9 protein-coding genes are annotated in these 11,641 nt (G+C 69.5%); 3 read left to right on the forward strand and 6 right to left on the reverse strand.

Annotation, left to right across the window (positions count from 1 at the left end; all coding sequences use genetic code 11):
• Positions 1-9: 9 nt before the first annotated feature.
• Positions 10-1,515, reverse strand: coding sequence for a cytochrome ubiquinol oxidase subunit I (locus IF23_RS0129455; RefSeq protein ID WP_030289102.1), 1,506 nt, complete (start codon positions 1,513-1,515; stop codon positions 10-12).
• A 273-nt stretch (positions 1,516-1,788) separates the two neighbouring features.
• A complete protein-coding gene (hisC, locus tag IF23_RS0129460) occupies positions 1,789-2,868 on the reverse strand; it encodes a histidinol-phosphate transaminase (RefSeq protein WP_030289104.1) in 1,080 nt (359 codons plus the stop codon).
• Positions 2,869-3,267: 399 nt separating this feature from the next.
• On the opposite strand from hisC, the gene IF23_RS0129465 reads away from it, so the two are divergent.
• Complete coding sequence (locus IF23_RS0129465; RefSeq protein WP_037680208.1) at positions 3,268-4,368, forward strand: LacI family DNA-binding transcriptional regulator; 1,101 nt, start codon at positions 3,268-3,270, stop codon at positions 4,366-4,368.
• Positions 4,369-4,772: 404 nt separating this feature from the next.
• Positions 4,773-5,843, forward strand: a complete 1,071-nt coding sequence (locus IF23_RS0129470; RefSeq protein WP_037680218.1) for a metallophosphoesterase — start codon at positions 4,773-4,775, stop codon at positions 5,841-5,843.
• Between the two features lie 67 nt (positions 5,844-5,910).
• Here IF23_RS0129470 and IF23_RS0129475 read toward each other — a convergent pair whose 3' ends face one another.
• Both IF23_RS0129475 and thiC read right to left on the reverse strand, forming a co-directional pair.
• Positions 5,911-6,120 carry a hypothetical protein gene (locus IF23_RS0129475; protein ID WP_030289109.1) on the reverse strand — a complete coding sequence of 70 codons (210 nt, stop codon included), beginning with the start codon at positions 6,118-6,120 and terminating at the stop codon, positions 5,911-5,913.
• Between the two features lie 190 nt (positions 6,121-6,310).
• Complete coding sequence (gene thiC, locus IF23_RS0129480) at positions 6,311-8,104, reverse strand: phosphomethylpyrimidine synthase ThiC (RefSeq protein WP_030289111.1); 1,794 nt, start codon at positions 8,102-8,104, stop codon at positions 6,311-6,313.
• A 228-nt stretch (positions 8,105-8,332) separates the two neighbouring features.
• Between thiC and IF23_RS0129485 the strand changes: the two genes are divergently transcribed.
• A complete protein-coding gene (locus tag IF23_RS0129485) occupies positions 8,333-9,718 on the forward strand; it encodes a YibE/F family protein (RefSeq protein ID WP_245655157.1) in 1,386 nt (461 codons plus the stop codon).
• 112 nt (positions 9,719-9,830) lie between these two features.
• Here the strand turns inward: IF23_RS0129485 and IF23_RS0129490 are convergent, their stop codons facing one another.
• Both IF23_RS0129490 and IF23_RS0129495 read right to left on the reverse strand, forming a co-directional pair.
• Positions 9,831-10,256, reverse strand: a complete 426-nt coding sequence (locus IF23_RS0129490) for an SsgA family sporulation/cell division regulator (protein WP_030289115.1) — start codon at positions 10,254-10,256, stop codon at positions 9,831-9,833.
• Positions 10,257-10,359: 103 nt separating this feature from the next.
• On the reverse strand, positions 10,360-11,085 hold the full coding sequence (locus tag IF23_RS0129495; protein WP_245655156.1) for an IclR family transcriptional regulator: 726 nt from the start codon (positions 11,083-11,085) through the stop codon (positions 10,360-10,362).
• Positions 11,086-11,641 lie beyond the last annotated feature (556 nt).

The following is an 11,641-nucleotide window of genomic DNA, read 5'->3' on the forward strand; positions in this document are numbered from 1 at the left end:
GTCGCCCCCTTAGTACGAGAAGGCCATCGGCCGGTCGGCGTCGGAGTCGCCGCCGATCCTGGTGGGCGGGTTGAGGTCGTCGTCGGTCAGTTCCGGCGGTCCGGCCTTGATGTACTTGACCAGCAGCCGGACCTCGACGACGGCGAGGATCGCGTAGAGCGCGGTGAAGACGATCATCGAGGTGAGCACCTCGCCCTGGGAGACGCCGGGCGAGACCGCGTCCGAGGTGCGCAGCACGCCGTAGACGACCCACGGCTGGCGGCCCATCTCGGTGAAGATCCAGCCCCAGGAGTTGGCGATCAGCGGGAAGCCGAGGGTGACGAACGCCAGCGACCAGTACCACTTGGTCAGACGGGCGCCGAGCACGGTGTTCTTCGTGAGCGCGAGCCGTGGTGGCTCGTCGTCGGCGGTCCGCAGTCCCGGTGCGAGCCAGAACTTCTTCCGGGTCAGCCAGAGCCCGGCCAGCCCGATGACGAAGGACGTCATCCCGAAGCCGATCATCCAGCGGAAGCCCCAGTAGGCGACGGGGATGTTGGGCCGGTAGTCGCCCGGCCCGAACCGCTCCTGCTCTGCCTTGTTGACGTCGTTGATGCCGGGCACCGGCGAGGAGAAGTCGTTGTGGGCGAGGAAGGAGAGGAGACCGGGGATCTCGATGGCGACCTTGTTGTGGCCCTTGTCGACGTCGCCGTAGGCGAAGACGGAGAACGGCGCGGGCTCCTCCTTGTCCCACAGCGCCTCGGCGGCGGCCATCTTCATCGGCTGCTGCTTGAACATCACCTTGCCGAGCGTGTCGCCGCTGACCGCGGTGAGCATCCCGGCGATCACCAGCGTGACCAGCCCGAGCCGCAGCGAGGGCCGCATCACCTCGACGTGCTTCCCGCGCATCAGGTGGTAGGCGGAGATGCCGACCATGAACGCGGCGCCGGTGAGGAAGGCGGCGGTGAGGGTGTGGAAGACGACGACCAGCGTGGTGTCCTGGGTGAGGACGTGCCAGAAGTCGGTCAGCTCGGCGCGGCCGTTCGCGGGGTTGTACTTGTACCCCACGGGGTGCTGCATCCAGGAGTTGGCCGCGAGGATGAAGTAGGCCGACAGGATGGTGCCGATGGAGACCATCCACATGCAGAAGCAGTGGATCTTCTTCGGCAGCTTGTCCCAACCGAAGATCCACAGTCCGATGAAGGTGGACTCGAAGAAGAAGGCCAGCAGCGCCTCGAAGGCGAGCGGGGCGCCGAAGATGTCACCGACGAAGCGCGAGTAGTCGGACCAGTTCATACCGAACTGGAACTCCTGGACGATGCCGGTGACCACGCCCATCGCGATATTGATCAGGAAAAGCTTGCCCCAGAACTTGGTGGCCCGGAGGTACTTCTCCTTGCCCGTCCGCACCCACGCCGTCTCCAGCCCGGCGACCAGCGCCGCCAAGGAGATCGTCAGGGGCACGAAGAGGAAGTGGTAGACGGTGGTGATGCCGAATTGCCATCGCGCCAAAGTCTCTGGCGCCAACGCCAGCTCCACGTCGTTCTCCTTACGTCGCCGTTCCACTACGGCTTTTGCCCTTTATGCACGCAGTGAAGCGGGACATAAACGGCGCGCTTGTGAACGCGTTCACATTCACAAGCAATTATCTCCTACGACTTCGGCCTGCCCCGACGGGGGGTACGTGACCGTGGTCACGCCCTCCGCGGCCGCCCCGAACCCGCGCTCACCTGCGACGGAGCGCCCCGGAAACGCCGGAGGCCGCGAGTCCCGGGGACTCGCGGCCTCTGACCAAAAACGTTCCTTCACAGATCACACGGTCTTGCGGAACTCCTCCGCCGCGCTCAGGAACAGGTCCATCGCCGCGCTCTCGCCGATCGTCACCCGCACCCCCTCACCCGCGAACGGCCGCACCACGACGCCCGCCCGCTCACACGCCTCGGCGAACTCCCCCGTCCGCTCCCCCAGCCGCAGCCAGACGAAGTTCGCCTCGGACGGCGGCACCTCCCAGCCCTGCGCCGCGAGCGCCGCCGCCACCCGGGTCCGCTCGGCGACCAGCGCGTCGACCCGCTCCAGCAGCGCCGCCTCGCTGCGCAGCGACGCCACCGCCGCCTCCTGCGCCAGCTGACTGACCCCGAACGGCACCGCCGTCTTGCGCAGCGCCGCGGCCACCGGCTCGTGCGCCACCGCGAAACCGATCCGCAGCCCCGCCAGGCCGTACGCCTTGGAGAAGGTCCGCAGCACACAGACGTTGGGACGGTCGCGGTAGAGATCGACGCCGTCCGGCACCTCGGGGTCGCGGATGAACTCCCGGTACGCCTCGTCCAGCACCACCAGGATCCCGTCCGGCACCCGGTCGAGGAACGCCTCCAGCTCGGCCCGGCGCACCACGGTGCCGGTGGGGTTGTTGGGGTTGCAGACGAAGATCAGGCGGGTGCGGTCGGTGATCGCCGCCAGCATGGCGTCCAGATCGTGCACCTCACCCGAGGTCAACGGCACCTTCACCGAGGTGGCCCCGGAGACCTGCGTGACGATCGGGTACGCCTCGAACGACCGCCAGGCGTAGATCACTTCATCGCCCGGCCCGGCCGTGGCCTGCACCAGCTGCTGGGCCACACCCACCGAGCCGGTGCCGGTCGCCAGATGCTCCACCGGCACCGAGAACCGCTCGGCCAGCTCCGCCATCAGCCCCGTGCAGGCCATGTCGGGGTAACGGTTGAAGGCACCCGCCGCCTCGACGGCCCGCTCCAGGACACCGGGCAGCGGGGGGTAGGGGTTCTCGTTGGAGGACAGCTTGTACGCCACCGGCCCGTCCGACGCCGCCGGTCGGCCGGGCTTGTAGGTGGGGATGCCGTCCAGCGCAGCACGCAGCTTCGGGGTCTTCTCGCTCACCGCAGGTCCTCCTCGACCGTCCCGCTCGACACGAATACTGCACACCTTATGAGGATTCCCCCGCCCGGCGGCAGTCCCCACGGGGCCACGGCGGGCACCGCCCGGTGATCACATCCCGCGCCCACCGCCGGGCCGCACAAGGGGCGCACTCCGAAAAAGCGTGCGCCGGTGGCTCGCTCCCTGGCGCGCGTCCCCCGTGAAGGTGACTTGAGACCTCTTCGAGACCTGAGAACATCGCCAGGCGAACACCCCCACCAGCCCAGCGAAGTAGCAAACACCCCGCTAACTGCCTTCCATTGCATGGTAATTGACGGGGTATCACCTTGCAGAAATGTTCCTTCGCCGGTGCGCCAGGCGATCCCCTCCAATGGGCTTTCCGAGCCCTACTATCGGCTCGCCATGACAGCAGCAGGGAACCACCAGGTGAGCCGGTCGACCGGTCGCCGGCTGGGGCGGGCAGGCATCCGGGATGTGGCCGCCGCGGCCGGTGTATCGATCACGACCGTCTCCGACGCGCTCAACGGCAAGGGGCGGCTCCCCGACGCCACCCGCAGCCACGTCCGCGAAGTGGCCGACCGGCTGGGTTACCGCCCGTCCGCCGCCGCCCGCACGCTCCGTACCGGCAAGTCAGGGTTGATCGGCCTGACCGTGACCACGTACGGGGATGAACCTTTCACCTTCACGGAATTCCCCTACTTCGCCGAGATGGCGCGAGCCGCCACCTCCGCCGCCCTGGCCCGCGGATACGCGCTGGTCATCCTCCCCGCGACGTCCCGCCACGACGTGTGGTCCAACGTCGCCCTCGACGGCACCGTCGTCATCGATCCGGCCGACGGCGACCCCGTCGTCACCGAACTCGTCCGCCACGGCCTCCCCGTCGTCTCCGACGGCCGTCCCGGCGGCTCGCTGCCGGTGACCGGGTGGGTCGACAACGACCACGAGGCCGCCGTCCTCGGCCTCCTCGACCATCTCGCCGCGGCCGGTGCCCGCCGCATCGGCCTGCTCACCGGCACCACGACCGACACCTACACCCGCCTCTCCACCACCGCCTACCTGCAGTGGTGCGAACGCGTCGGCCAGGACCCGGTCTACGAGTCCTACCCGGCGCACGACCCCTGCGCGGGCGCCGTCGCCGCCGACCGGCTGCTGGCCCGCCCGGACCGCCCCGACGCCGTCTACGGGCTCTTCGACCCGAACGGCACCGACCTGCTCGCCGCCGCACGCCGCTACGGTCTGCGCGTACCGGACGATCTGCTGCTGGTGTGCTGCAGCGAGTCCACCGTCTACGCCACGACCGAGCCGCCGATCACCACGCTCTCCCTCAAGCCACGCCGGATCGGCACCGCCGTCGTCCAGATCCTCATCGACGCGATCGAGGGGCTGGCCACCGAGGGCCCCGTCGAGCAGGTGATACCGACCGACCTGATCGTGCGGACGTCGTCCCAGCGGCGCTCGCCCCGCACGACCGTCAGTCCGCCGCGCGGCCCGGCCGGCGACTGACCGGCCCGCGAGCGGCGCGCCGGCCACGGGGCGTCGTACGGTGTCCCGGCCGGCGCACCTCCGCACACCGCGGCGCCGCACTCGTGCGCCGTGGGCCGTGATCACGGGCCGATCGGCGGGTACGCTCCCGGAATCGGCGGGGCGTACGTCCCGGCGGTGCACGGGCGCCCGGGTTCGGTGTCCGGAAAAAACGGGTTGATCTCGGGAGAAAACATCCGGGAACGCCGGGCTCCGGCGGATTGACCACCCCCTGGTGCGTCACAACCCGCGAGCAGCGTTCCTATGATGGGCGAACGACACCGCGGACCGCCGTCGACCAGGCAAAGGTCCGAGAGGTACACGGCGGCGCGATGGTGGAGGGGTCAATGACTCAGGGGGCCGGTCAGGGACCCATGGCGTGGACCATGGCGGCACACACTCCGGCGTCCTCGCCGCCGCCCGGACCGTTCGACGGCGCCCCTCCGGGACCGCCGCAGGACAGCGTTCCCGCACCGCCTCCCGCGCCCGCCGCCCCGGCGCAGCCCGACGAACTGCCCGATGGGTACACGCCAACCGCCCGTGATCTTCCGGTCATCGGCACCGGTCGCACCGACACCCTCGTCGACCAGCCCGCAGCCCAGCTCCTGCCCGCCCCGGAGGGCGAGGACGAGGCCGCCGGTCCCGGCCCCCTCTACGTCGTCGGCGATGTGCACGGCTACTACGAGGAGCTGCGCGCGGCGCTGACCGCCGAGGGTCTGATCGACGCAGAGGGCAGCTGGGCCGCGGGCAACGCGCGGCTGTGGTTCCTCGGCGACTTCACCGACCGCGGTCCGGACGGCATCGGCGTGATCGACCTCGTCATGCAGCTGTCCGCCGAGGCGGCGGCGGCAGGCGGGTACTGCAAGGCGCTCATGGGCAACCACGAACTGCTGCTGCTGGGCGCCAAGCGGTTCGGCGACACCCCGGTCCAGTCGGGCGCGGGCACCGCGTCGTTCCAGGCCGCGTGGCTGCTCAACGGCGGGCAGAAGACCGACATGGACCGCCTGGAGGACCACCACCTCCAGTGGATGGCCCGGCTGGACGCCGTGATGGAGGAGGACGGGCACCTGCTGGTGCACTCCGACACCACCGCGTACCTGGAGTACGGCGATTCGATCGAGGCGGTCAACGACACCGTCCACGACGTCCTGACCCGCAGCGAAGCCGATGAAGTCTGGGACCTCTTCCGGAAGTTCACCAAGCGCTTCGCGTTCCGCGACGACTCCGGCGCCGAGGCCGCGCGCCGCCTCCTCGACACCTACGGCGGCACCCGCGTCGTGCACGGACACAGCCCGATCCCGTATCTGCTGGGCGAGGTCGGCACGGAGGACAGCGACAGCGAGCAGGTCGCGGTCGAGGGCCCGCACGTCTACGCCGACGGGCTGGCCATCGCGATGGATGGCGGCGTCACCATGGCCGGAAAGCTGCTGGTCACCCAACTCCCGCTGCCTGCCTGAGCCTTGACGCCCGGCACGCTCCGGAGGAGCGGCCGGGCGTCGTACGTGGCGGGGCCCGCGGCGCGCGTCAGGTGACGGCGAGCCAGATCGCCCCGGCGCAGAAGAGGACCGCGGCGAGGGAGAGCGGGGCGTGGCGGATGCGGCGGACGCGTTCGACGCGGTGGAGACCGAAGCCGACCAGTACGGCGATGAGCAGCACGGCGAGGACGCCGATCGCGCCGGGCAGCGCGCCATGACTGAATCCGAAGTCCCCGGTGTGCCGGAGAAACCAGACCACGCCTACCCATTTCATGTCCCACCCCTGTGTATCGCCGCCGCTCCGCACCAGGTCAACGGCGGAACGGGACGGTCAACGTAGCAATCCCCGGCGGCGGGTGGCGGACCGGCGGCGGGGCGGGCCCCGGTTCGCCGAGCCGCACCGGGGCCCGCCCGTGGACGGGGAGCCCCGGTGCGTCAGGAGTGGACGGTCAGTCGGCCAGCGGCAGGTACACGCGGTTGCCCGCGGCGGCGAACTCCTTGGACTTCTCCAGCATGCCCGCCTCGATCTCCTCGGGGCTGGCGCCGTCCTCACCGCCGAACTGCTCGGTGATGCTCCGGCTGATCTTCATCGAGCAGAACTTCGGCCCGCACATGGAACAGAAGTGCGCGGTCTTCGCCGGCTCCGCGGGCAGCGTCGCATCGTGGAACTCCCGCGCGGTGTCGGGGTCGAGGGCCAGGTTGAACTGGTCCTCCCAGCGGAACTCGAAGCGGGCGTCCGACAGCGCGTCGTCCCAGTCCTGGGCGCCGGGGTGCCCCTTGGCCAGGTCCGCCGCATGGGCCGCGATCTTGTACGTGATGACGCCGGTCTTCACATCGTCGCGGTCCGGCAGGCCCAGATGCTCCTTGGGCGTGACGTAGCAGAGCATCGCCGTGCCCCACCAGGCGATCATCGCGGCGCCGATGCCCGACGTGATGTGGTCGTAGGCGGGCGCGATGTCCGTGGTCAGCGGGCCGAGCGTGTAGAACGGCGCCTCTTCGCAGATCTCCTGCTGGAGGTCGACGTTCTCCTTGATCTTGTGCATCGGAACATGGCCCGGGCCCTCGATCATCGTCTGCACCCCGTGCGCCTTGGCGACCTTGTTCAGCTCGCCGAGCGTCCGCAACTCCGCGAACTGCGCCTCGTCGTTGGCGTCCGCGATCGACCCGGGACGCAGCCCGTCACCGAGCGAGAATGTCACGTCGTACGACGCGAGGATGTCGCACAACTCCTCGAAGTGCGTGTAGAGGAACGACTCCTGATGGTGCGCCAGGCACCAGGCGGCCATGATCGAACCGCCGCGGGAGACGATGCCGGTCTTCCGGCGGGCGGTCAGCGGCACATACCGCAGCAGCACACCGGCGTGGACCGTCATGTAGTCGACGCCCTGCTCCGCCTGCTCGATGACGGTGTCCTTGTAGATCTCCCAGGTCAGCTCCTCGGCCTTGCCGTCGACCTTCTCCAGCGCCTGGTAGAGCGGGACGGTGCCGATCGGCACGGGGGAGTTGCGCAGCACCCACTCGCGGGTGGTGTGGATGTTGCGGCCGGTGGAGAGGTCCATGACCGTGTCGGCGCCCCAGCGGGTCGCCCAGGTCATCTTCTCCACCTCCTCCTCGATGGACGAGGTGACCGCGGAGTTTCCGATGTTGGCGTTCACCTTCACCAGGAAGTTCTTGCCGATGATCATCGGCTCGATCTCCGGATGGTTGACGTTCGCCGGCAGCACCGCACGGCCCGCCGCGATCTCGTCGCGGACGAACTCGGGCGTCACACCCTCGCGGACCGCGACGTACTCCATCTCCGCGGTGATCTCGCCGCGCCGCGCATAGGCGAGCTGGCTGACCGCCGCGCCGCCCCGCCCGCGCCGCGGCTGACGTGGGCGTCCGGGGAAGACCGCGTCAAGGTTGCGCAGTCCACCACGGGGTGAGGTGTGCTTGAGACCGTCGTCCTCGGGGCGGGGCGGACGGCCCGCGTACTCCTCGGTGTCGCCCCGCGCGATGATCCAGTTCTCCCGCAGCGGTGCCAGACCGCGGCGGACATCGGTGTCGATCTGGGGGTCGGTGTACGGACCTGACGTGTCGTACAGCGTCACGTCCTTGCCGTTGGTGAGGTGCACTCGCCGGACCGGTACCCGCAGGTCCGGGCGCGATCCGGAGACGTAGCCCTTGTGCCAGCCGAACTCCTTGACGGAGCCGTCCGCGCCGGACTCGCCGTTTTCGGGCGTGCGTGCATCCTGCAGAGTCATGAAGACCCAACTCCCTACGCCGGCATTACCCGGTAACAGGTTCGGCGGTCGACGCAGCGGCTTCCGTCCACGACGTTTCACGTGAAACGTCGTCGGGACGAAGGTCAGCGCCCTCTCAGCCCGGTGCTCCGAGCTCCCGCGATTGCAAAGGTGGCACCACGGTAGCGGCCGGTACGGCGAGGTGGCCAGGGGGCCCGGACTTCTTGCGATGATCGGGCGGTGACCGGCATCGACACGTCCTCACCCGCCTCCGCCGCCGCCCCTGCCCACGGGCACGGACACGGCCACGGCCACTCGCACGGGCACGGGCACGGCCCGGCGGCGCCCGTCTCCCGGCATCTGCGGAAGGTCATCGCCGCGGTACTGATCCCGTTCGCGGTCGCCGTCGCAGTGGGTCTGGCGGTGCTGTGGCCGGGCGGCGCCCCCGGCCACAAACCGTCCGGCGTCGGCTTCGACCAGCCCCAGGAGTCGGCCCGCGTGACCAAGGTCGCCGAGGTCGACTGCGCCAGCGTCCACGCCCAGGAACAGCCGGTCCCCGGGGAGCAGCCGAACGGGCCCCCGGCCAAGACCAAGGGACCCTGCGAGGTGGCGACGGTGAAGGTGACGACGGGCCAGAACGCCGGGCGGACCTTCGACACGGTGGTCACCCCGGACGCGCTCCGCCACTACACCACCGGCCAGGAGGTCCAGGTCGCGTACTCCCCCAAGGCGCCGAAGGAGTTGCAGTACTCGATCAGTGACGTCGACCGGACGGTACCGATGTGGGTGCTGGCCGCGCTCTTCGCGGGCGCCGTCGTCGTGGTGGGACGGCTGCGCGGCGTCCTGGCCCTGGTCGCGCTGGTCGCGAGCTTCGGGGTGCTGACGCTGTTCATCCTCCCGGCGATCCTCCAGGGCTCCAACCCGCTGGTCGTCGCGGTGGTCGGCGGCAGCGCCATCATGCTGATCGCGCTCTACATGTGCCACGGGCTGACCGCCAGAACCTCCGTCGCGGTCCTCGGCACCCTCGCCTCGCTGCTGCTCATCGGGCTGCTCGGCTCGGTGTTCATCGGCTGGGCGCTGCTGACCGGCAACACCGACGACTTCACGGGGCTGGTGCACGGCCTCTTCCCGAACATCGAGATCCGGGGCCTGCTGCTGGCGGGCATCATCATCGGCTCGCTGGGTGTGCTCGACGATGTGACGGTCACCCAGACCGCGGCCGTGTGGGAGCTGAAGGAGGCCGATCCGTCGGCGTCCTGGCGCACGCTCTACCGCGCGGCGATGCGGATCGGCCGGGACCACATCGCCTCGGTGGTGAACACCCTCGTCCTCGCCTACGCGGGCGCGGCGCTGCCGCTCATGCTGCTCTTCTCGATCGCACAGAGCGGGGTGGGCGCCGTCGCGGGCAGCGAGGTGGTGGCCGAGGAGATCGTACGGACGCTGGTCGGCAGCATCGGGCTGGTCGCCTCCGTACCACTGACGACGCTGCTGGCCGCGCTGGTCGTCTCGGCCGACCGCGGACGGGCCGCGGGAGAGACGGACGGGGCGACCGGCCGGGACGCGGGTGCACCCGCACCGTCCGGGGGCCGGGCGGCGGCACGGCGCGGCGGACGCGGGCGGCGCCGCAAGGTCTGAGGGCCACCGGAGGCCGGACGTCGGCAGGGAACGGCACTCGGCCCGGACCGCAGGGGGACGAGCGGTCCGGGCCGGGCACGGGCGGTGGCTCTGCCCGCCGACGACGGCGGGGTCAACCCGCCTTCGACGCCTCGGACAGGATGCGGTCCAACTCCGCCTCCAAGGTGTCGCACACCTCTTCCGCACCGAGTGGCACCAGCCGGTCCGTACGGTCGAGGAACGCCACCAGGGGTGGAGCGCTGACGCGGAAGAGCGCCCGCTCGGAGCCCACTTGGAGGCTGATGAAGACATCGCTGAGATGTCCGCCTCCGGAAGGTTCGATCCGCACATCGCCCTCGCCGGATGGTCTGCTCAGCCCGTCGAGCATCAGCTCACGGCTGAAGGCCCATGTCACCGGCGTATCGCCGGGTAGGTCGAAAGTGAGGCGGACGGCGTACGGATCGGCGCTGTCGAAGTCCAGCTGCACCGGAATCCGGAAGGCGAGTTCCTCGGAAACGAGGAAGCTCATGATCACTTCTGCCTGAACTGTGTCGGTCATCAACCACTGCCCCGCACTAGATCGGGATGGCCGGGATTCGTCCCCCGTGGCCCTATTGACGCCATCGTCTGTCACGTGCCAGCAGATCACAAGGAGTGAGTTTTCAGATACTGATAGAGAAGGCGAGTGTCGTTAGCGTCGCCTCCGCCATTTTCCGTAGTCGAGCCGTGACAGAGCGCAATCGGTGCAGTTCCTCGGCGGGGAGAGATACGGCCAACGCCGCGGCGACCGAGCCGACTTGCACGGGAATCGCCGAGCAAACCGTGCCGAGGGCATATTCCTGTTGTTCATACGCCACATGACCGCGACGCACCGTATCCAAACGGTGCAGCAGATCATCCTTGGACCGCACGGAAAAGGGGGTTATGGACTGCACCGGATAGCGGGACAGATGCTCCTTACGGGAAGCCGTGTCGAGCTGCGCCAGGAGACACTGTCCGATCGCATGGGCATGCGCGGTGGAGCGGAAGTCGACCCACTCCTCCACCGGCGGCCGCTCCGGAGTACCTCCGGCCGCGACCACCTCCACCTCGCCCTCGCGGTAGACCGCGAAGTACACCGCGGCATCCAACCGTTCGCCGAGCAGACAGAGTGCATCGGACAGCTCCTGCCGCCGACGCCGCCGCTCGCTGGCCCGACCGAGGGAATCGGCCGCCGCCCCGAAGACGAAGACACCGTTGCAGCGGCGGAGATAGCCCTCGTGGGTCAGGGTGCGCAGCAGGTGGTACGTGGTCGGCAGCGGTAAACCGGCCTCGCGGGCGAGCTGCTTCGCCGGAGCGCCCTCCGGGTGTTCCCCGACCGCTTCGAGGAGCCGCAGAGCGCGCTGCACGGACCCGATCAGTGTGGGGTGAGAAATGGATTCGCCACTCTCGGCCGTCAACGTCGTCAACCCCCAGTCCGATCGCCCGTGGGGCACGGGAGCCCCGGCAGCGGGATCGTTCCCGCTCCGCGCGCGTCTCCCAGGGCCCCGTTGTCGACGTCCGGGCCGCGTGCTCGCCTCGGTCGTTATTTTCCGGAACGTCATCATCCGGAAGACGCCTGCGACGGAACTCTAACGCGGTGCAACCGGGTGGTAACCCGAATGGCCTGGGAGTTAACTCACCTGGCGCACGCCTTGACGGTGCCCGCAGCCCGGCGCCACCCGCCGAACACGACGGGTCCACGCGGACACACCAGCCCCTGGCCACACGGTGCTTGAGCTTTCATCTTGTCGCCCACAAGGCTTTGACCTGCGGATTTCGTACCTCGCCCGCACGGCGGAACAGCCACTCAGATCTGGCCGAATATGGCATATGGGGAGGGGTGAGGGGGTCGAGGAGGGGGAGAGGGGACGCGGGGTGGTGCCGGGGGGGCAGGTGTTCGGAGCAGGTGTTCGGGGGTTGGGG

It is taken from the genome of Streptomyces catenulae, assembly GCF_000718015.1.
Lineage (GTDB): Bacteria > Actinomycetota > Actinomycetes > Streptomycetales > Streptomycetaceae > Streptomyces > Streptomyces catenulae.

Excerpts from the sequence above, each read along its gene's own strand:
- IF23_RS0129465 (WP_037680208.1), top strand. The coding sequence starts at position 3,268 with ATGACAGCAGCAGGGAACCACCAGGTGAGCCGGTCGACCGGTCGCCGG.
- IF23_RS0129490 (WP_030289115.1), bottom strand. The coding sequence starts at position 10,256 with ATGACCGACACAGTTCAGGCAGAAGTGATCATGAGCTTCCTCGTTTCC.
- thiC (WP_030289111.1), bottom strand. The coding sequence starts at position 8,104 with ATGACTCTGCAGGATGCACGCACGCCCGAAAACGGCGAGTCCGGCGCG.
- IF23_RS0129470 (WP_037680218.1), top strand. The coding sequence starts at position 4,773 with ATGGCGGCACACACTCCGGCGTCCTCGCCGCCGCCCGGACCGTTCGAC.